This window comes from Bacillus sp. NEAU-Y102 (assembly GCF_054788175.1).
Genome location: NZ_JBTWFK010000007.1, coordinates 147,989 through 168,223, shown reverse-complemented (window position 1 = coordinate 168,223; position 20,235 = coordinate 147,989). Strand labels below are relative to the sequence as shown.

At 38.7% G+C, this 20,235-nt stretch carries 35 protein-coding genes; all 35 read right to left on the bottom strand.

What is annotated here, in order from left to right; genetic code table 11:
- Positions 1 to 108: 108 nt before the first annotated feature.
- A complete protein-coding gene (locus tag ACYFX0_RS19125; protein ID WP_460271412.1) occupies positions 109 to 309 on the bottom strand; it encodes a hypothetical protein in 201 nt (66 codons plus the stop codon).
- A gap of 45 nt (positions 310 to 354) precedes the next feature.
- Positions 355 to 546 (bottom strand): hypothetical protein, encoded by a 192-nt coding sequence (locus ACYFX0_RS19120; protein ID WP_460271410.1) that lies wholly within the window; start codon positions 544 to 546, stop codon positions 355 to 357.
- Between the two features lie 97 nt (positions 547 to 643).
- Positions 644 to 838, bottom strand: a complete 195-nt coding sequence (locus ACYFX0_RS19115; protein ID WP_460271408.1) for a hypothetical protein — start codon at positions 836 to 838, stop codon at positions 644 to 646.
- 98 nt (positions 839 to 936) lie between these two features.
- Entirely contained in the window at positions 937 to 1,335 is a 399-nt protein-coding gene (locus tag ACYFX0_RS19110; protein WP_460271406.1) for a SprT family zinc-dependent metalloprotease, read from the bottom strand.
- Between the two features lie 26 nt (positions 1,336 to 1,361).
- Positions 1,362 to 1,535: a hypothetical protein gene (locus ACYFX0_RS19105; RefSeq protein ID WP_460271405.1), complete on the bottom strand. Its 174-nt coding sequence runs from the start codon at positions 1,533 to 1,535 to the stop codon at positions 1,362 to 1,364.
- A 25-nt stretch (positions 1,536 to 1,560) separates the two neighbouring features.
- Positions 1,561 to 1,908, bottom strand: coding sequence for a DUF1523 family protein (locus ACYFX0_RS19100; RefSeq protein ID WP_460271403.1), 348 nt, complete (start codon positions 1,906 to 1,908; stop codon positions 1,561 to 1,563).
- A 21-nt stretch (positions 1,909 to 1,929) separates the two neighbouring features.
- Complete coding sequence (locus ACYFX0_RS19095) at positions 1,930 to 2,124, bottom strand: hypothetical protein (RefSeq protein WP_460271401.1); 195 nt, start codon at positions 2,122 to 2,124, stop codon at positions 1,930 to 1,932.
- A gap of 276 nt (positions 2,125 to 2,400) precedes the next feature.
- Complete coding sequence (locus ACYFX0_RS19090) at positions 2,401 to 2,649, bottom strand: hypothetical protein (RefSeq protein WP_460271399.1); 249 nt, start codon at positions 2,647 to 2,649, stop codon at positions 2,401 to 2,403.
- Positions 2,649 to 2,852: a hypothetical protein gene (locus ACYFX0_RS19085; protein ID WP_460271397.1), complete on the bottom strand. Its 204-nt coding sequence runs from the start codon at positions 2,850 to 2,852 to the stop codon at positions 2,649 to 2,651. The genes ACYFX0_RS19090 and ACYFX0_RS19085 overlap by 1 nt, the downstream gene beginning before the upstream one ends.
- A gap of 338 nt (positions 2,853 to 3,190) precedes the next feature.
- Positions 3,191 to 3,337: a hypothetical protein gene (locus ACYFX0_RS19080; protein ID WP_460271395.1), complete on the bottom strand. Its 147-nt coding sequence runs from the start codon at positions 3,335 to 3,337 to the stop codon at positions 3,191 to 3,193.
- Between the two features lie 10 nt (positions 3,338 to 3,347).
- A complete protein-coding gene (locus ACYFX0_RS19075) occupies positions 3,348 to 3,935 on the bottom strand; it encodes a hypothetical protein (RefSeq protein WP_460271393.1) in 588 nt (195 codons plus the stop codon).
- Positions 3,925 to 4,134, bottom strand: coding sequence for a hypothetical protein (locus ACYFX0_RS19070; protein ID WP_460271391.1), 210 nt, complete (start codon positions 4,132 to 4,134; stop codon positions 3,925 to 3,927). Before ACYFX0_RS19070 ends, ACYFX0_RS19075 begins: the two co-directional genes overlap by 11 nt.
- Before the next feature lie 52 nt (positions 4,135 to 4,186).
- Positions 4,187 to 4,363 (bottom strand): hypothetical protein, encoded by a 177-nt coding sequence (locus tag ACYFX0_RS19065; protein ID WP_221660369.1) that lies wholly within the window; start codon positions 4,361 to 4,363, stop codon positions 4,187 to 4,189.
- Between the two features lie 35 nt (positions 4,364 to 4,398).
- Positions 4,399 to 4,764 carry a hypothetical protein gene (locus ACYFX0_RS19060; RefSeq protein WP_460271389.1) on the bottom strand — a complete coding sequence of 122 codons (366 nt, stop codon included), beginning with the start codon at positions 4,762 to 4,764 and terminating at the stop codon, positions 4,399 to 4,401.
- Between the two features lie 26 nt (positions 4,765 to 4,790).
- Positions 4,791 to 4,931 carry a hypothetical protein gene (locus tag ACYFX0_RS19055; protein ID WP_221660367.1) on the bottom strand — a complete coding sequence of 47 codons (141 nt, stop codon included), beginning with the start codon at positions 4,929 to 4,931 and terminating at the stop codon, positions 4,791 to 4,793.
- A 189-nt stretch (positions 4,932 to 5,120) separates the two neighbouring features.
- Positions 5,121 to 5,420, bottom strand: coding sequence for a hypothetical protein (locus ACYFX0_RS19050; protein WP_460271386.1), 300 nt, complete (start codon positions 5,418 to 5,420; stop codon positions 5,121 to 5,123).
- 46 nt (positions 5,421 to 5,466) lie between these two features.
- A complete protein-coding gene (locus ACYFX0_RS19045; protein WP_460271384.1) occupies positions 5,467 to 5,649 on the bottom strand; it encodes a hypothetical protein in 183 nt (60 codons plus the stop codon).
- 358 nt (positions 5,650 to 6,007) lie between these two features.
- On the bottom strand, positions 6,008 to 6,319 hold the full coding sequence (locus ACYFX0_RS19040; RefSeq protein ID WP_460271382.1) for a hypothetical protein: 312 nt from the start codon (positions 6,317 to 6,319) through the stop codon (positions 6,008 to 6,010).
- A gap of 101 nt (positions 6,320 to 6,420) precedes the next feature.
- Positions 6,421 to 6,735 (bottom strand): hypothetical protein, encoded by a 315-nt coding sequence (locus ACYFX0_RS19035; RefSeq protein ID WP_460271380.1) that lies wholly within the window; start codon positions 6,733 to 6,735, stop codon positions 6,421 to 6,423.
- A 12-nt stretch (positions 6,736 to 6,747) separates the two neighbouring features.
- On the bottom strand, positions 6,748 to 7,161 hold the full coding sequence (locus tag ACYFX0_RS19030; RefSeq protein ID WP_460271379.1) for a hypothetical protein: 414 nt from the start codon (positions 7,159 to 7,161) through the stop codon (positions 6,748 to 6,750).
- A gap of 110 nt (positions 7,162 to 7,271) precedes the next feature.
- Positions 7,272 to 8,105, bottom strand: a complete 834-nt coding sequence (locus ACYFX0_RS19025) for a hypothetical protein (protein ID WP_460271377.1) — start codon at positions 8,103 to 8,105, stop codon at positions 7,272 to 7,274.
- 144 nt (positions 8,106 to 8,249) lie between these two features.
- Positions 8,250 to 9,128 (bottom strand): P-loop NTPase family protein, encoded by an 879-nt coding sequence (locus tag ACYFX0_RS19020; RefSeq protein ID WP_460271376.1) that lies wholly within the window; start codon positions 9,126 to 9,128, stop codon positions 8,250 to 8,252.
- Between the two features lie 32 nt (positions 9,129 to 9,160).
- Complete coding sequence (locus tag ACYFX0_RS19015; protein WP_460271374.1) at positions 9,161 to 9,745, bottom strand: P-loop NTPase family protein; 585 nt, start codon at positions 9,743 to 9,745, stop codon at positions 9,161 to 9,163.
- A 92-nt stretch (positions 9,746 to 9,837) separates the two neighbouring features.
- Positions 9,838 to 10,635, bottom strand: coding sequence for a hypothetical protein (locus ACYFX0_RS19010; protein WP_460271372.1), 798 nt, complete (start codon positions 10,633 to 10,635; stop codon positions 9,838 to 9,840).
- Positions 10,636 to 10,747: 112 nt separating this feature from the next.
- Positions 10,748 to 12,184, bottom strand: coding sequence for a hypothetical protein (locus tag ACYFX0_RS19005; protein ID WP_460271370.1), 1,437 nt, complete (start codon positions 12,182 to 12,184; stop codon positions 10,748 to 10,750).
- 91 nt (positions 12,185 to 12,275) lie between these two features.
- Entirely contained in the window at positions 12,276 to 12,827 is a 552-nt protein-coding gene (locus ACYFX0_RS19000) for an ATP-binding cassette domain-containing protein (protein ID WP_460271368.1), read from the bottom strand.
- A gap of 96 nt (positions 12,828 to 12,923) precedes the next feature.
- Positions 12,924 to 14,159 (bottom strand): P-loop NTPase family protein, encoded by a 1,236-nt coding sequence (locus ACYFX0_RS18995; protein ID WP_460271366.1) that lies wholly within the window; start codon positions 14,157 to 14,159, stop codon positions 12,924 to 12,926.
- An 88-nt stretch (positions 14,160 to 14,247) separates the two neighbouring features.
- Positions 14,248 to 15,459 carry a hypothetical protein gene (locus tag ACYFX0_RS18990; RefSeq protein WP_460271364.1) on the bottom strand — a complete coding sequence of 404 codons (1,212 nt, stop codon included), beginning with the start codon at positions 15,457 to 15,459 and terminating at the stop codon, positions 14,248 to 14,250.
- Between the two features lie 22 nt (positions 15,460 to 15,481).
- Positions 15,482 to 16,057, bottom strand: coding sequence for a hypothetical protein (locus ACYFX0_RS18985; protein ID WP_460271362.1), 576 nt, complete (start codon positions 16,055 to 16,057; stop codon positions 15,482 to 15,484).
- Positions 16,058 to 16,139: 82 nt separating this feature from the next.
- On the bottom strand, positions 16,140 to 16,715 hold the full coding sequence (locus ACYFX0_RS18980) for a hypothetical protein (RefSeq protein ID WP_460271360.1): 576 nt from the start codon (positions 16,713 to 16,715) through the stop codon (positions 16,140 to 16,142).
- A 112-nt stretch (positions 16,716 to 16,827) separates the two neighbouring features.
- Entirely contained in the window at positions 16,828 to 17,997 is a 1,170-nt protein-coding gene (locus ACYFX0_RS18975; RefSeq protein WP_460271358.1) for a hypothetical protein, read from the bottom strand.
- On the bottom strand, positions 17,984 to 18,619 hold the full coding sequence (locus tag ACYFX0_RS18970) for a hypothetical protein (RefSeq protein ID WP_460271356.1): 636 nt from the start codon (positions 18,617 to 18,619) through the stop codon (positions 17,984 to 17,986). Before ACYFX0_RS18970 ends, ACYFX0_RS18975 begins: the two co-directional genes overlap by 14 nt.
- 283 nt (positions 18,620 to 18,902) lie before the next feature.
- Entirely contained in the window at positions 18,903 to 19,337 is a 435-nt protein-coding gene (locus ACYFX0_RS18965; RefSeq protein WP_460271354.1) for a hypothetical protein, read from the bottom strand.
- A 177-nt stretch (positions 19,338 to 19,514) separates the two neighbouring features.
- The gene (locus tag ACYFX0_RS18960; protein WP_460271352.1) at positions 19,515 to 19,883 is read right to left on the bottom strand and encodes a hypothetical protein; all 369 of its coding nucleotides are present in this window, start codon (positions 19,881 to 19,883) and stop codon (positions 19,515 to 19,517) included.
- A gap of 128 nt (positions 19,884 to 20,011) precedes the next feature.
- Positions 20,012 to 20,188 carry a hypothetical protein gene (locus ACYFX0_RS18955; RefSeq protein ID WP_460271350.1) on the bottom strand — a complete coding sequence of 59 codons (177 nt, stop codon included), beginning with the start codon at positions 20,186 to 20,188 and terminating at the stop codon, positions 20,012 to 20,014.
- Positions 20,189 to 20,235 lie beyond the last annotated feature (47 nt).

Below are 20,235 nucleotides of genomic sequence, written 5' to 3'. Positions count from 1 at the left end.
TTTGTTACCATCAGTATACACGACTTTAACCGCTTGTTGTTTCGCTTTATTATCAACAAAAAGACGATAAGCAGATGCTACCGTCTCTGTTTTTATTTATACAGACATTTAACCCTTTGGAGTCCCAAAGAACTTCTCTTCACACGAATCACAGAAGACAGGCTCTATAGGCATTCCAAAACAACCACACTCATACCCGTTACAGCACATTTTCGGTTCGTAATCCTTTTCTACTTTTGTAAAAGACCCACAACCATCGCAAAGCCAAGGCTTCATTTTTATCTTTGTTTTTCTCCACCGTTGTTTCATAATTGAACCCCTCCATATTTTCATATAGCAGAAAGAAGCAGTTCCTTATACATACTGCTTCTTGTTTACCTTATTTTTATATAAGCTAGCAGCCGTTACCTCTTCATCCCCACACTTGGTACATACACCTGCCTGCGCCTTTCTCCCACGATATACGAGTACCCTTACATTGTATCTACTTCCACAATACTTACACCTTTCACCATCGTGTGCATCTTGCCAAAGAAACCCGTTCATTACATCGACCTCCGATTTAAGTTGTATTTAGTATACCAAATTATTATATTTTAGTCAATGTTTTTCGATAAATAAAGGAGCTAATCGCCCCCGTTTATTACTTTCTTAACCCAAAGTAGCTGTTTATAAATTCAGCAACTTCCGAAGCAGTCCCTTTCTCCATCTTCGTTTCTTCTTCCCCGTAATTGAACCCAACAATCGTAAACACACCATCACCAATTCGTTTAACTTTAAATATATCTGAAACAGTCTCCGATGTTTTAATACCTTCTATTTTTTCAGTTGTAATCATAATGTGTTCCTCCTAAATGTTATGGTTGTTCTAACTGACTTAAATATACCATTTTATTATATTTTAGTCAACAGTTTGAATAAAAAAGAAGAGAGTCTTTAGACTCCCCTCCTCACATGCCCTCTTTTTATAATCTCTTCGCTTGTATGTAAATGTGAACATGCATCTATGCGTTTTAACTCAGATTCAAAATATTTCGCACCGTCCGTATATGGTTTGCCTCTACTTAGACATGAATGATGACATAACTCATGTTTTAACGAATCCACTACACCTGCATCAGTATAATTTTCAACTAAAAACTTACTAAGTTCTATATTCTTACCCGCTATACCTACCACATTGTTTCTGGTATCAAATACATACTGTTTGTTGTATCTTGCTGACCATTTTCTCATTCTAGGATTAATTACAACAGGGATATCTAGGTCTAAACCCCAGTACTTTTGGTATAGTTCCTGTGCTAACCTGTTTAGATACTCGACTGTCCTTTCCAAAACCATCCCACCTCTAACCGGGTAATTTATCTAATTGCAATCCACGTATTTGAAGAGTTTTTAGCTGTTTCCGTGTATTTATACCCTATGGCATCCAAGGCAGCTGTGACCGCACTTACATCACCGTTAAATACAATTGTTTCACCCGTATCTTTAATCTCCTGTAGCGCTCGAATTGTTCCTTTTAATTTTTCGTTCACCTAAAACTCCCCCCTACTTCGTTTACTATAACCCTTTAACCGTAGCTACATTAGGGAACAATGACAATACTGGAATCCTATAACCTCTCAGTTTAAATTCGTAGTCTTTCCCTTTATGTACCGCAGCCTGCACGTCTGCCGAATCGAACTTAAACATAAGTACACTATCGCTATTCTGAACCACCTGTTCCACACCATTATCCTTCTTTACAACAATGAAGAAGTCGTCTTTCTCTTGCTCCTTATCCAATTTCGTATACTTATCGACCACCCGACCCTTTACTGTCGTCACATGGGTATAGTTAATAACCTCACCGACAAGCAGTAAAGGGATAAGTACCACAATCAACCTAAACACCCAATTACGGCGCATAAACACCCTCCTATCGCCATTTTATAGAACATCACGTAAACCAAGAACATACTCTAATGTCTTAACCCTCTCATCCCAAATTCGATAGTTATCCTCGTACCCCCTACGCTGACCATCAAACTCTTCCACTACTAAATTAGAAAACCTAACTTTCCAAAAGTCTCTCTTCGCTTTGCAACTTGCTAATTCTTCATTTATCTTTTCTTCCGTTCTCACAAGCAACACCTCATCTACTGGTTTTGTACATTCTCAATTCTGAAAACACAATACAAGGAGGGAATACACCCTCCCATCCATTACTTCACCCCTAACCAGATACCTGCAGCACTAAATAAACTAAGAAACGTACCCAAAATCTTCAACAACTTATTGTCTTCTAATAAACAACCTAACCCAAGCAATAAACTAAGCATCTATATGCACCTCCTTATTTTATATATCTCCGTGCGACCAACTACCGACAGTCAATCACTCAAATAACTCAGTCTATTCTTACTCTACGAGAAGCGATTCTAAGTCCGGAGCATATATGTAGTCTTGAAACGGTACAACTGTAGGCTCTGTAATAGGTACGTCTCTTGTTAACGTTTCAGAAATGACCGTATCGCTTCTGAACACTGACCTGTTCTGGTGTAATTTGACTTGATATGTGATTTTATCTATTACCCCGGTCTTTGCATCAAAAGAGATACCCACGACCTTATGCTCTTCTCCAAATATTTTAATTTTAGGCTGCTTCATTATTTACACCCCTCCGACTTTTCTTCTTGCTCCTTATCGTTTAGTAGCGCTGATTCTTCGCACTCCCAACATCGAAACAAACACTCTACATTGGAATGAATCATGACCGACAACCCTTCTTTTAGGTTATGTCGTTTATTAATCTCTTTATCTAAATTTACAGTGTTCCCACAAGAATTGCAGATTACCGTAAAGCCTTTCATAGTAGCACCCCTATTTATTAGTTTTATAGTATCAAATTTTATTTAAATTTATACCAGTTTATTATATTTTAGTCAACATTTACACGTAACTAAAAACTATTTCACTTTAAAAAACGCATACACCACAGTAAGTATTAAAGATACAAATGCAACCCCAAACAAACCTAAGATATTTGAAACGATTTCAGGCAATGTATTCATTACTACCCCTCCTAAGGTTATTTTCAAATTCGTTTGCTTAACTTTCTACCTTTAGTATACCAGTTTATTATATTTTAGTCAATAGTATGCGAAAAAGAGAGTGTTCGCACACCCTCTACTGTCACTCATCTGCAAACTTACGTATCTAAGTATCCCATTTCTCTTTCATGTTCCCGTTCCTCGATTCGGTCAAGTTCGTTTTGGTAACCGACCATCCTTGTTTCCCAATATGTAAGTAATCGTCTATTGTAGTCGGTATCAAATTTCTTACATACATCTTTCATTTCTTTAACCTTATCCTTGCAGGTTTTCACCATTCTCATTAGATGCTCTTTTGAGTTTGCCGTTTTCAACACCTTCTTTTTTATACATCGCTATAACATTCTCTATCTTACGTACCATATCCTCTTCAGAGTCATACTCAACAAAGCTTTCTGTTAGTACTCCTATAGAGCCTGACACTTTACTGCCTTTTTTATACACACATACAATAGGAACTCCAAACATATCTGCCCAACACAACTCTATACCCAGACCAGTCGCTGCATATGAAACCTCAGCAATAAATACATCACAGGTCTTTAAAAACTCCCTAGAGTCAAATGGTTTATCCGATTCCTCATGCGGCAACACCACATTATTCTCCGTATACATACTGCTACCCTTTACTGGCTTATACAATTCATCTACGTAATTAAAACTGTTCGCATGTCCCACATATACATTTAATTTATTGCCTACTCTCGGCATTACATCTGCAACGTAATGACCACAGTGGGAACACTCAGATAACCGTTCCCCAACATCATTCATATACACTGTTAGATGATTTAACTTGCAGGTTGGACACTTTGCACCATCTTCAACTATCCTATTTATCAACAGTCTCACCCGAATCTACAAATTTTATAGTCAATGTTCCTTTTTCAATAACAATTGTTTCACCCGTTGTATCGTTACTGGCGTAGGTGAATTCCCCGTCATGATAGATTGACATATCTTGTTTTGAAGCATCCACGACAAGCTTTAAAATGCGTTCACTGCTCATAACACAATCAACGCCACTAACCTCTAATGACATAAGACTCGCCTCCTTATACTCTACCTAATACCTACTTTGTTTGATTCCCACATTATTTCTTAGTTCTTTTATCAACAACCTTCACAGCTCTAACTGACACATCTGTAATAGAGTACACAAGGAATGTATCCCCAAGGTACTCAATTACATCCCCGATTTCCCGGACATCTGTATCTTCTATTCTGTGGATTGTTAGTATATCTTCCCTGAGTATGTTAATACAACTCATCTACAAACCCCCCTTCCCCTATTTCATTTGTTTATTTACCTTTCTTCCATCAACGACAAATCGTAATTAGACTCAATAAACCTCACACATAACTTTCTATTTGCATCGTTCCCTAAGTAGTTGTAAATCACTAACATTTCAGCCTTTGTGAAGCTTGTCCCTAACATATGATTGAATCTTTTTAGAACTTCTCTAGATTTATATTCGCTTAAGCTTTTACTAATCGGTCTCGATAACCACGCGAACATCTTGCAGATGAAATCCAAACGATTTTCTACATCTTCTAATCTGAAATACAGATTATTTCTAGGGTCGAATATTAATTCGTTGCTACTATTTACATAAGCCTTCGGGAAAACTTCCTTTGTCTTTTCTACTAAAATTTGTACCTCAGTATTCACCTTTTATCCCTCATTTCACACCAATATTAACCCACTTTGATGAGTGATTTTATAATGGCACAATTAAACAACTCAAAACATTTAAGTGTTGCACCTGCTTTAGTTTCATCGTAAACAATCCCTGTATGCTCTATATTGTTCCTATCAATAAAAACCACATCCCACATTTGCTACACCCCTATTTTTTCTTTTTTGTTTTCTTACTCTTGAAAATGTATTCTTTCCCTTTCTGTCTTTGCTCTTTATTTTTCATTTTTTGTTTGATATTTGCATAGTTGTTAGGATTTTTAAGATTCATAACAAACGCTCCTTTTCTACTAAATTAAAATTGTAAAGTAAACTACTAAGATACTTCCTTAGTAGTTTAAATAGATAAGTTCCCCGTTATAGCTACTTTTTTGCACCTTAGCCCCTAAAAATACATCACCCTCACTAATGCTGTTTGTATCGCAGTAGATATTAACGACAGGGTGATTTATAAACTCATTTAACTTATCTGCTGCTTCTTCCATATCCCCATCTACAGTCACTAAGCAGCCGTCCGTACATGAAGTTATATTGATAGTTTCAAAATTTCTATACCCTTCTTGTTTAGGCGGTAACGAAATCTGTCTAAACCCGTTTTGGTAGATGAAAAACAATGGCTTCTTACTCATAGATTATCCCCCTTTGTTTCGTTTTTCGTAGTGTCTTACACACTATTTAGTCCTTATTATCTTTCTTGATAAAATTAACTTCCACTTCTGTAGAGCCTTCAATTTTCAAGGACTCGAATATACGGTCAATAGGTGTCACATCAATAAAATCCTGCATCTCATTTACTGTTTCAAACCATTCGTATTTTGCATGACCGTTCTGTACATAGGTTAGTAAATAATTTCTCATATCCACTACATCCTTTCTTTTATCTATCTTTAGTATACCACTTTATTATATTTTAGTCAATATTGTGCAAAAAAGAGAGGAGCATAGACTCCCCGCTGTCTCTTATTTAACCACCTTTAACCGCACCGCTACATCCTGCTTAAAATCACTCACTTTTATATCAAGTATACGAAAAGTCACCATCTTGATAAATCTGTATTCCTCCACATTTTTCAACCTCAGCGGGAAATTTTTGAATTATTTGCCTCAGTGCATTGCCTTTATCTTTTGCAACTACGTTAGTATTGAGTAATTCAACGTTTTCATCGTACGCACTTATCAGGATTACTACATACATATATTTCACAATGAATCTTCCTTACCTTTTATATTTTGTTTGCCAATAACCCTCTCTATTATGGGGACTCCAGTAGTCTTTAGCCATAGCATGTTTATCTCTATCCTTATATTCATTTAAGAAGTCTAAAGCCTTACCTACAGCTTCTTGGAAATTCTCGGTTTGATATTCGATATCACATACACCTAAGAATCCTCTCTCATATACCTGTAAACAGTAAAATCCGATATACCTCTGTATATAAGCCACTGCTCTTCCCTCAGTTTTCTGATAGTAATTCCATTTTTGTGAAAAATGCCATCCTTCTACCTTCTCAACGCCCCATAACATCATTTAGGTCAACCCTTTCATATCTCTTATCGCTTACTTACTATCAATATACCAATTTATTATATTTTATTCAATAATTTATCTTTTTATACAATAAAAAGGGCTTACTTAATAAGCCCCTTCACCTTTGTATATTCTTCTGTGTACGTACCAAATAAGGATTTTCTAGCTACTTTTCTCGTTACTCCTATATCCTCATTATGTAGCTGCAACTCGTCATCCGTAAAGTTTACTCCGCACTCTTTAACCTTATGTTTGTTCAGATATTTAATCATTCTATCGTAATCTGTATTCGTTAGTTCTTTCTTACTTCCAAACTTGGTTCTCAACACAAACACTGCAAACCACATAACCAATACCACACCCGACGTAATAACGAAACAAGCCGCCAGGTACGTACACATCTGTTCTATACTCATACATACACTCCTCTATCTCTTCAACACTTTACTTACCTCAACCGGTTCATGCAGCTCCACATCTTTATACTCCGACTTTACTTCCTTTGTTTTAAACCGCACTGTATACTCAGAATCATCAAATTTTACCACAGCTTTTAAATCCCCATCAACCCAAGGATAGTCCGTATTATCGTACAAATACACCCCAACCGCTTCCGCTGTCGCCAGTCTAAAGTATTTTTTATCTTTATTAAACTCTTTTGCAACCAGTTCCTCAGCTATCTTTACGTTTTCCCTAGCCTGCCCGACCTTTACCTCTTCTTTTTTATCGCTTTCAATCATTATATTATATAAAAACACAGATAAAACACCTATAACCAGTAACAATACTACCGTCACTGTAGCCCCAATCACCTTTGATTTCGTCTTTTTACTCATTTCCATAACCATACCCTCTTCTTTCTTATTTGACTTTATCTGACTATACTGCATTATTATATTTTAGTCGTTAATTTAACCGAGAAAAGGTGGGTAAACCCACCAATCCCTAAACCCTACTCCATATGGTCACTCAAATACACAAGCTGTTGCGTTGGCATCTTCTTACGCATATCTGCAAAATCGATAAACCACAGCATCATATCTGAAATGTACTTATGTTGATACGCCTTCTTCACTTCCTGCCTTGCTTCAGACATACCCATTTTCGTTAAATCATAAATCATCTTCATTTTACCTGCCCCATCACCCGAACGACCAATCCAAGCGCCTCCACAAGTGATTCCGAGGTATTTACCAGAACGTAACTGGAATCTGTAAACATAGTACCCATTAACCTTCTCTACATCCCACGCACGTTTTTTGTACCCATCTAATACCCGAGAGTTAAACAAGATTCTATCTTCAATAACCTCGAATTTTTCCTCATCATAAAGTAGTTTACTAACCATATGTTCTTTAACCGAGTAGTCGATGACATCTACTGCTTTTCCTTCACCAAACACAACATGATACCCTCCTACCCGTACATCACAACCGCATTTATGCATTTCACGTAGGAAACCATACACTCTATCAGACACTTCTTCCTGTCTCCAATACGCAGGTGGATGTATCGGAATCGTTACTTTAATTACCTTATGGTTAGATAATGCCACACTAAATACGTTTATGACAAGCTCTACTTTATAACCACCTATTTGCGGGCTGTAATAGCTACCCAGTACCGTCCAACCCGAAATATAGACCATTTGTACATCCTTTACCAGTAACCCGTCACGATGACTTGTCTCACGCTTAAACTCATTCGACTCTACAATGCTTTTTAACACACCTACCGAAGTATAGTCATGAACGTTCTCTTCTTGTAACATAACAGGCATACCCATAACACCTAGCCTCCTTTTAAATCATCGCCTTTCTTTTTACCCATGTACACCTAGCTTTTCTGTCTTCTTTTCGCAGTAATCTGTATATTTTTAATATAACAAATAAGGACTCTGACAACTCCAGAGTCCTTATCAAATCAACGATTATTTGAGTTTTGACGTTTTAAAATCTAGTCCGCCCTTCCCATCATCCACAACCTCAGTTTCCGTAAGTTCTCGGTTCTCACCATAAGGGGAATCTTTAGCATCCTCTAAACCCTGTACAAACATGTCTAACATTACACCTTTACCCGAACCTACAGCGTTAGGTTGCGTATGATGTACCTTCCCACTTCCCGGCTCACCACTTACAATAAGATTTTGATTACCTTTAATTGCCGCTTCCATAATATTGTTGAATACACCTTCACGACTTTCACCTACAGGGCGGTTCAAATAGCTTTCTTTATCGTACACTTGCTTTAATATGATATCTTCTTTAACCCCTTTATCGACCTCGTAGATACCTACAATACGTGTATCCGTTCCGATTTTGCCCATCTCTACGACAACATCTGCCGCATCCACGACCGCTTGATTTCCTTTTTCAATAGATACACCAAAGTCATCCGCTACAATCGTTGCCATTGTACGTAAGCAAACTTCTGCATTACTCGCCGTTATTGTCGCTAACCCGTAATTACCTACTAACCACAGATGAACTGCCTCAGATAGCCCGTCAGAGCGTAAACCATCATGCCCTACAATGTCCGGGTTATATTTAGCAGCTACTTTACTTGTCTCACCCGAAGAACCGTACCTCTTCTCGTTCCAAATCATTAAATAATCCGAATTGCTCCCCTCAAATTCTTCAGGCATAGGCGCAATTACGATTACATTTTTACTATCCCCAATAGCCTTAAGCAGCTCTTTAAATAATGTAGTCTTATACGTACCTGTTTCTCCAGTGATAATAACCGTTTTCCCTGCTTGTACATACCCGTTTAATCTTGCCAACGCCTCTGGCTGTAATTCTTTAAACATACAAACCGACCCCATTTCTATTAGATTTGTTATTACGCCCAGTTGTTGTATACACGCTTTAATGCAACTTCATGTTTTACCGTTTTATCAACTAAAAACACCTCAGACACCATTCGGCTTCGATAATCCATCATAACCACCACATCAATTGTATTTGCCACTTTCTCGATTGCATCAGGAGCGGTATCCAACGTAGCATCCATATAGTTATGAACTAAGTAACTCTTTACCATATCTGTACTAGCCGCAATCATTGTACCTAGTCCTTTTCCTTCTGAAGCCCAAATGTTAAGTACAGGCGCTACATCGCCACCTCGCACCTCATCAAATACTAAACGTGTTGGGTCATACTCCTCTACAGTGTCGATAAGCGCCTCGGTATCTTCGAACTCATTTCTATCCCAAACCACAACATTCTCACGCTCAATATCCTGTAAATCCGGTTTATACCCAATGACAGCAGCTCTGTCTTCTTTACCGATAAAACAAGATAACTCCTTAAGGAACGTTGTTTTACCGGAAGCGATATTCCCCGCAATTAAAACCGTTTTCCCGTCACGAATGTAACCCTCTAGCATATTTATAACCTCTAACCCTCGGTGCTTGTTTGCTTCCATGTTATCTTCCTTCTCTCTTTTATATTTGTATATCCTTATTTTCTACTTTAACAAAAAAGGACTGTAAACAATCTATAGTCCTTATCAACTACCTACTTCACCACACCAGATACATCGTATTTGAATAACTCTATTAATTTTTTGTACTCTTCTTTTACGACATCTTCACTTTGATTCGATTTAGAAATTACCTCATCTAGCTGCTCGGTAAGTACGTTTACAATATCCGCTCTTTTTATATACTCATTTGACTTTCTTTCGTAGTCGTCTCCGATACAGTATCGGATATTCTTATCTAAATCCGTAGGTACAAGTTTATTCCTCTCCTTGTCCCAGTTATCCATTTCATACATCTTTACCTCTGTATTTCTCCCAACAAACAGCACAACATCAAGCGCTTTAGAAATAACTTCGTCTACTACATCACCTACGTTTTTACCTGCATTTTCATAATCATCAGGAAGTACATACCGACCTACGATATCCTGTATCGCCAGTCTTTCCCTATGAAATCCTATATCTATCCCTGTAATAAGTCCCGGGTTTCCTTTTGCTAAGTAATCAAGTACTTCCTTAGTACCGCTGGATGAATAGTTATCTAAAATAAGAAACTCATTGGAATCCGGAGTTACGTTACCCTCTATATTCCCTAAGAACGCCTTACAACCATCGGTAAAATGACCGAAATACTCAACACCATCAGCATCATGCAAATCTGTATGCTGTTCAGTAAACCCGATTAACTTTACATCCTTATCTTTACGTAAAGAATGTGCAACCTCTCCCGTCAGTTCCTCACGTAACTCATGCCCCTGAGCAAGAATCAATAACCGTTTACCATCTTCTATTAATCTTCCTATTAAATCGAGTACTTCTTTGTTTTCATTCACCCGTAATCATCCTTCCTTTTATTCGTCTAATTCTTATGTTACTTTCTATAACACTTACTCTTTCAATCTAACAAAAAAGGACTGTAAATTGTTTACAGTCCTTATCAGCCTCTTATTTTACTCGATATTCGTCCGATTCAAACAGCTCCATTAACCGTTTATACTCATTAGCTAGCGCATCCGTTACGAACGCCAACTGCGGTCTTCCTTCCAGTTCACTCTGTTTTGTCTTAACCTTAAGTGCCTCCAGTTCCATCGATAAGCGCTCCATAACCTTTTCTTTATCTAGGCTGTGTTTTACCTCTGGTTCTTCGATGTTTTTATTTTCCTCCCACTTCAAGTATTCTGCATACTCTGAGTTAGGATGATAATAGATAACCTCTCGCTTCGCCCCATCACCTATTGGCACTGCATTAGGTTTTGATATTTCCTCAATTTCACCCGAACCATTTACCATTACAACGATATCGATTGTGTCGCAAACCTCTTTTCGAGTTGCCTTATAATCCTCAGCATCTAACCCTTTTACTTTCATGTAGTTGCGTATAAATGACTCTAACGCATCAGCGCATACACCGTCTAGAAAGTGAAGTAATCCTAACCCTTGATACCCATTTCCCCAGACATTCATCGCAAATACCATACCAATATCACTCATACCCTCAACAGCTACAGCAGACCCTTCACTGATAGGCGCAAGAAGACCAGAATCAACATCCTTTAGGTATCTCCCCATAGCATCTGCATCTTTATATAAATATGTTGGTTTATTATCCGTTAAGATACACACGACCTCTTTAAACAAACCCGAGGTATCTTCACCTTCACAACCTACAATAAGGATTGTATCTCCCTTTTTAGCCGCTTTCTCAATAACTTTAAACGCTTTGTCGTATTCACTTACCTCCGGTCGATGTGAACTCAATAAAGTCCTTTTCACTGGCTCCTCATCTGAGATATCAAACTTCGAAATCTCACGAATGACCATGTCATCATCTAAAGAAACAAATAAATCAACACCGTTGCAGATTTGTCTAACCACATCTTTGTATTCTTGGTTTTCCTTGCTGACAAATCCACCTATGTAGTAAGTTGCAAGTAACTCAATCGCTTTATCTACACTTTTACTTGTAACTGTTGCCAACCCCTGAAGACCTTCTGACCAAGCACTTACGTTGTACCTAACCGCAGCACCTTCCATAGCATCCCAAACTAATACCATGTTTCTTTCTTCACCATAATGAGGTTTTAACTCGATTCTCACATCAGCCATCACCTTCGGTAAATCAGTTCCTTCCCAATCAATTACCTTTTTATCAGGCACATCTGCACGGAACTCCCTCTCAGAAGCTACTACAGTGACCTTCTTTTCGTTCGGTATAGCGTGAATCAACTCTCTTAACATAACTGTTTTATCAACATGAGTCTCGCTAACAATAACCACTGTCTTCCCTTTGCTTACTGCTTCTTTTATAGACTCAATCGCTGCAGCATTGCCACCGAACGTAGCTAACGTCTCCACTATTTTATCTTTATTTAAATCAAACATACAATCCATCTCCTTGCTGTTACCTCTTTATACGTTTACTTTACCAAAAACCACCACGAAGTAAATCCACATTCTTATCGTAATCTACATTTTACAACTGCGTAGGATTTACAATTTTATAGATTCCTTTTGTATTAGAGTCCATAAGCACCATCAGGTCAATCACCTTACACATCTGCCCCTGTATGCTTTCATAATGATTATAAACATCAGTCCCTAGCACGTCCGCATGGGCATCTACCATCTTCTTTATTGCCGACTCTATAGTTCCATCTTCCACTGTTAACACACCGATTCCCGGTACTTCAAACTCCCACGACTGGACTGCGAAATACACCCCTCGTGTGTTCATATCATCAAAAACAAACTGCGTAGTTCCCCGTGGTCTGTCTAATATTTCTTTCATTGCTTCCCCATAAGCTGCCCCATCCTCGCTGCTTCTAAAACTTACTCCAACATTACCCGTTACCCCTTGCCAATCCTTCTCTTTCCCTACAAGAATGGTTTGTTTATCTACCGGAATTTCCTCCAACAAACCCTTTACTAACACTGTTTTTCCACTTCCTTTAGACCCTATAACTAGAACCGATTTCCCCTCTTTAACCGCACCCTGTACTTGCTGTAAATCCTCTTTATGCTCCATACGTTTCCCTTCCTTCTGACCTTTTCCTTTTACTATACCAAGATGTATCCCGCCGATGCGAATCCACATAAATAAAAAGGGACTTACTCAGCCCCTTTACTCTTGTGCCACATATAACTGGTCTACCTTTAACGCCCCGTCTTTCTTATTTGTAAGCAATACTTCCGAAACCTCTATAATCTTATCCCCATCCATAACCACAATGAGGTCTACCGCATACGTTAGCAGGTTATTTGATTGGCTTCCTTCTTCCGTATGCCCCGTTAATTCCTCTATTCGTTGAATAGCCTCTTGTCCGGACATAGACCCCGAAAGCAGCGCAACCCCCTTGTATATACCTAAGCCAATCGACCAAGCTAGAATAGCCGCACTCGTTGTTCGTTCATCCAACTCTCCAAACACCGTACGTTGTTTTGGCATACAGGAATCCGTCACTTTGTCTCGTATCTCTAACCTGTTCCCCTTTATTGTGTATTCATCAAAATTAGGTGTATACACTGCCTCACTAAGTGACGAAAGTACATCGCCGTTATCCCAGATTGTTACCCTTTCACTTGCAGGTATATAGGTAAATAGCTTGTTCATGAACCCGAACTTTGCCGAGCCTTCTCCTACAATAACCACGCTCTTTCTTGCTTGTACAAAACTCTTTATTAAACTCAAAGCATCTGGGTCTTGCACTGGATGCGGAACTACATCCACCACATCTGGTAGTCCAGGAATGTCTTTTGCTGCCCAGTTACCGCCAAGCATCCTTACATGAAATACTCCAACAATCGACCCCTTATCTACCATTACTGCAATATCAATCGTATCCATAAACAAATTGCTGTAAGACATGTCATGGCGTTCCCCAGAACATGACCACCACATATTACTTAGTGCTGCGTTTACATTTTGAGAATTAATTGTACCCAAGAATCCCACAGCCTTACCGATAATCAGCTGCTGTTCTTCTAATTCCTCTTTCATTTCCTTCAGCGAGTCAGGTGTTACATCCTCTACAAGCGTGAAGCCCTTATCCGTACGCTCACGCTGCCTTAGTAACCTTTTAAGTAAATGTACCTTTCCACTACGTTCTTCGCCTACAATGACCACAGACTTACCTCTACGTACATTATCCTCTAACCATGCGATAGTTCGTTTATCCTCTTCGGTTTCAAAGAACATCCAATCCTCTGCTTCACGAATCCCATCTTCTACAATTTGAATTTCATCTTTAATCTGCTCCGAAACCTCAGCAATTACCTCACGTAGCGCCGCAACAGGCATACCACCACCCGCTACAACTACAATTCCCTTTTTATCCCCTTCTCGTACAATCTCTGACATCTTCCTTGCCCCTCTCTTTTTCCGCTTCTTTATGTACTGTTACTATATCAAAAAAGGACTGAGAAAAGTCCCCAGTCCTTATCAACTCTTATTTTACTAATTTAGTACCGTCACGTTTAGCCATATCATACACAGTCACATCACGCTTATTAACTACTAGCACTTTATCGAATGCTTTATCTAAAATATTGCAGACAACTACGTCCTCAGATAAAGGAGGTGTACACTCTCCAATACCGCTAATATATTGACTTGCCACAAAAGACAGAAGATTGTCCTCAGCACAGTGAGACAGGTCATCCCCAATTACACCCATATTACCTTTAGCTAAATAATCCAGTGTTTCATGAACACATCTATCTCTATACCCATCATGTATAACGAAACCCTTACCTTCTGAGTCATTATTTAACTTTCCAAGGAACTCCTTCCAATCATTGCCCCAATAACTATGTACATTTATATTTCTATTGATTTCAAACTCTTTAAACGAAGGTTCGTACCCCACAATATCTACTTTACCGTTCCGGCTAAGTCCATACACCAGCCCTTTTAGTATATCCTGACGTTCAGGAACATTGTATACCGATAACAAAACTCGATTTCCACTATATACAAGCTCTTTTAATGTAGCTATTGCCTTATCTACTATAGTATCTAACCCCGAACTTACTTTAGTATTCTCATTATCTAGAACTATAAGTATATCTTCCCCTCTATCATTCTTCCTCACACCAAACAACCCAATTATACTGTTATCCTCCATAAACGCAACTATATCAATTGGATTTTTCTTACCTACAATTGATTCTTTTTGGCTATATGTCTCCCAATACTGCGTAAATTGTGCAAGTCCAAAATTTGCATTACTTCCGTGTAGTGTAGCTAGAATACTTATATCTTCGTATACCTCTAACCCCCTATTTTGTATCTCCTTACTTACCTCTTCCACACAGTTTGCTTTAACCTCATCGATAACAGCCAACCCTGTCTCTGTAGCTGCCTTTTGACGAATTAAACGCTTCAGTAACGTAGTTTTCCCGCTTTGTGTATCCCCTACAATTAAGACTGACCTACCTAAATACACAAGCCTTTCTAAACCTAAGCGCAGCTCCTCATCTTTATACTCTTCATCAGTTACGTAATCACTTGTACCTAACCCAGAGAACTCAATCCCTGTAAGTTGCTGAGCTACCTCACCTACATCTGGTAACCCAGATAAGTACTCTGTAAACACATCTTTTGCGGATAACTCACCCGCCGAGATAACTATCTTCTTTACTTTTGTTTTCTCCCCCATCTTCCTTTACCTCCTTTTTGTTTTATATTTCTACTAACAATAATCCGCCATTTTCTTTATTTTCTTCCTCTTTATATATCCCTTTAATTTCACTACCGTTTACATAGACTACGGCATCGAAATTCACTTTCTCCTTACCGCAAGCATTCCAATACTCCGAAAATGTATCAAACCCTTTGTTTACATCGATACTAGTAACCGTTGCAAATGCTGCTGTGTTCGTACCAACTTCCCACCCCTTATCTTCTACCACATCGATGGCTTCTTTTACATACTCTTTCGTCACACTATCAATTACGATAAGACCCCCGACAGCTTCCGCTCTATTCCGAACCAGTCGAGATAGTAATGTCGTCTTTCCACTATTCGCCCCGCCTATAATTAGTACACTACCCCCTCTACGTGCTATAGCATCCAATGACTTGCGTTGCTCTTCATCTTTATATACTCTCGTATCTTTTGGAGCAGAATCCCCATCCAGTACCTGTTTATTATCCGAAAACCCCTGTAACCCCGCAGCTACCTCTTTAAATATACGGTTAGATGGTGTTTCCCCTGTTACAACAACCCACTTATCTTCATTTACCATATTATTCATTTTCCTACCCCCAAAATATGTTTTGAACTTCTATACCTACTATAACAAAAAGGAGTTGCAAAACAACTACAACTCTTATCATTTATTTTACCAATGTAAGACCTTCACGCTTACTCATATCGTACACTGTCACTTCACCCTCGTAGATGACAACGACTTTATCAATAGCCTTTGCAACTACCTGCCCCACAGCCTTTTCGATGTTTGCACCCACTTTATCAATACCGTAGTTATCTAAGTATTTACCCGCAATTGTAGGCAGTAAAATATCCTTTGTACCAACAGAAATCCCATCTGCAATAAACCCTGCCTCTCCCTCAGCTAAATAATCAAGTGTTGCATGCAGTCCACCTTCGTTGTAACCATCATGAACAAGATACTCAACTACATCAGGCTTACTATTGATTTCATCGATAATCCCGTACCACTCATCACTGTAGTGACTGTATACATTAACCTTGCTGTTTTCTTTTAATTCATTGTATTTATCCCCGAACCCAATCAATTCAATTTGCTTTGTTTGACTTAACCAATTCACTAGCTCTTTTACAATTTCATATCGTTCCTCACGACTATATATTGCCAACGCCAGTCGGTTTCCATCAGCAATGAACCCTTTTAACATATCTACGACTTCTTTTGTTGTCTTTACTGTCATGATTAAAACCCCCTGTTGTTTATTTAGTTATTTTCTACTTTTACTATACCATTTTATTATATTTTAGTCAATAGTTAAAGCGGTAAAAGAGCTGTGAAACCCTCACAGCCCTCTAAGCTTTGTACATATCATCCATTATAACTTTTCCATCCGACGACATATAAGGTGTCCACACCTCTACGACCTTTTTACCTTTAAGTACAACGACTGCACCGATACGACCTATAACCCCATTGGCTTTAACGTCCCGCAATGACTCATCCCCACCGGATAACATATCCACTAAACTCGCCATAGCTTCCTTAGCGGTTGTAGCAGCATTCGTTGCGAAGCCCTTCTCACCTCGACTCCAAGACTCCACCATAGGGTTTGCCATTCTTTCATCTACCTCTAGGAACGACATTCTAGATTCAGCCATATTTAAAGCTGCCATCAGCCACATAGTATCCTGTGGACTATCTGGTATAGTGTAAGGCTTTACTTCTCCCAGTTCCCATGATTTAATCCTTGTTAAGTTACTTTCATCCCCTAACAGAGTCATGAACTCACTGCCCTTAACTTCAAGCAACTCTCGCATAAGACCGAACCTGCCGTTTTTATCCCCACCTACAATGTAAATCCCATTACCATCGCTAATTTCATCCCATATCACTTCCATTGCCTTATGGTCTTGCTTCACCTTATCGTACTCAAGCTCATCCGCACCGTCCACAGGTACTAACACTCTAAGCGCCGAACCTTCTTCCTTTCGATTCTCAAACATGTTTGTAATGACACCCTCATCAACTTTAACCACGATATCAATATTTTCAAGCAACCCAAATGCGCTCTCGCTCTCATTTAGAATATCAGTAAACACCGTATCTGCATGAAATCCCTCATAGGTTGCCAATACTTCCATATCTTCATTTAATCGGATATAGTTTTGAGCTAACAATCCGTCTGCTTCCCACAATGTATCGTTGTTAATTCCGTCCATGACCAGTAACCCTTTATCGGATTTTGCTTTGCATCGGATTAGATATGTAAGTAATTCTGATTTTCCGCTTCCTTTATCCCCAACAATCAAAATGGATTTACCAGAACGAGCAAGCTCTGCTAACTCTGTTCTCACTTTCTTATCCTTACGCTCAATAGCCGGATTTGTTTCTCCTAAGAAATAGTAACCGCCTACACGTTCTAAGGCTTTTGTGACATTCTTTATTCCTCTTATTAACTGTGAAGCTACCTCAGCCCCACTCATTTTACCAACCACAACGACTGGCTTTTTAATCTCTGACATCTTCCTCATCCCCCTGCTTCCAGTCATCTACCGTATATGACCCATTTTCGTGAACGACTTTATATAATTCTGTAGGTTCATCTTCTTCTGCATCTTCATATACAACGACATCTAACACGTCCATAAGTTCTGTCCAACCTACATACTTGCAATCCCTATGTAAATTACGTAACCCCTGCGCCCCTGTGAACGCACTGACGGTGACAAATACCGATACATCTTTACCTAATTCTATCCCTTTGCTACCAAGCATCTCTTTGGCTTGTCTTAGCCTTTTCTCCGTCGCTTCAACAATAACCAAAAGACCTTTATTGACTGTCGCCCGTCTACGTAGGATTGTTTTTAATATACATCTACTATCCTCTCGAGTATAGCCAACAACTAAAAAAGAATCTCCACTATCGACACCAATACAAAGGGCTCCTAACACCCCATCAAGCTCTTTAGGGTCTCTACCTACCACGTCATACACATCTTCATGTTTATCTTTATAATCATCCGTATGGATAAAGTTAATACCACTTACCAACTCTGTTACAGACTTCCCTGCTCCTTTTAGCACATCAGCAAGCACATCTTCCCCTACTACATCTCCCACTACAATTAATGTCTGTCCAATCATTCTACACTCACCCTTTCTTTACCTCATAATAACACATACAGGTAGGTACGCATCCGAATCGATACACCAGTAGTTATTGATATGGGAAATACAGTTGTTCTATGTCTGAACCTGACTCACAACTCAATCCATACCCACCTGTACGTGTACACTACTGCAATTACCCTTACATATTGCCTACACTCATTACCACTCACCTATGCAATAGTGTACTGTACACCACTTATACTAACAAATAAGGTCTGCCATATGTTAGCAGACCTTATCAAACCTTTATTACGTTTTAATCGCAAGCCCCACCGCCGGAATCTCCGCTGTCAGAGCCGCCAGTATCATGCCCACCCCCGGGGCTTCCGCCGTGACCTCCAGAGCTTTCAGAACCACCCCAACTTCGACCACAACGTCCAGAATCATCGTCATCATACGTGTACACAGGCGTTGGACTGTAACCTACATCGGAATCATTAGAAGAACTGCGTTTTCTGTTTGTACGTGACGCTGCTTTATTTCTGTTAGGACTACGTTTTCTGTTTAGATACGTCTTTTCATTACCGTTAGCCCATACCGCCGCCCTCTTTACTTCTCCTTCACCCTCTTTACTCAGGTCTAAACCCTTTTTACCTCCATCTTCATTAACCTTGCTGTTTGTTACCTCTGAACCTAGAAATATGATTCTACAAACAAGTATCAAAGCTACTGAAATGACGGCAAACGCCACTATCCATAAAAATGCGCCCATAGTTTTTCCCCTCTCTTACTCCTATTTATATCGTAATTTACGTATATAAAAATTGTAACAAAAAAGGACTTCACACGGTTGGAAGTCCTTATCGCATACCTGCAATCTATCTTCTTTTTAGTTCCCTTAATTCAACTTTTATACCCTTTTATTCAGCTAAAAGAATGTTTTCTTTCCTTCCCTTATTTCCTTAATTTCTTTACGATAATATTCCTGTTCCGACTGTGTATTTAAATAAGGAATTACTTCCTCGTAAACCTTTGCAACGTTATCCATTCTTCCCTTTTTAACTTCATCTGTTAGTTCTTTATTGTATTCATCGACCGAAAGTCTGCCGTCATGAATAAGATTCTCAACCGCAACCCACACTCTAAACGAAGCCCGGCTATACGCCCCTGTCTTTGAATTACATTCCAACACTGCAACCTTTTTAGGGTCTGTATGTGGCAATGTAATCCCTTTACAATCTCCATTTATATAACTCAAACCGATTAAGTTTGGTCTCACTGACACTTCGTTTACCATCTTAATTCCCTCTTTCTATCCTTTTGTTTCTTATAATATACCAATTTATTATATTTTAGTCAATAAATTAATTGTAAACAAAAAAGAGGGCTTATGTAAACCCTCTTACTTCACCTTTGCATCTTCAATTAATCAACCAATCTTGTACTACCTACCATTTCCCAAGCATCGTTTTCCATTTTGTATACAGCAATTTTGTTTTCGTCTTCAATATAACTAGCTTTAAACCCTACTCCGTATAATTCATTTAATCCGAAAGTTGATTTACTAAGTTTAACTCTTACATCCTCATCTTCCAACATCATTACATAACCTCTTAACATTAATTCTACTTTATTCATTATAACCATTC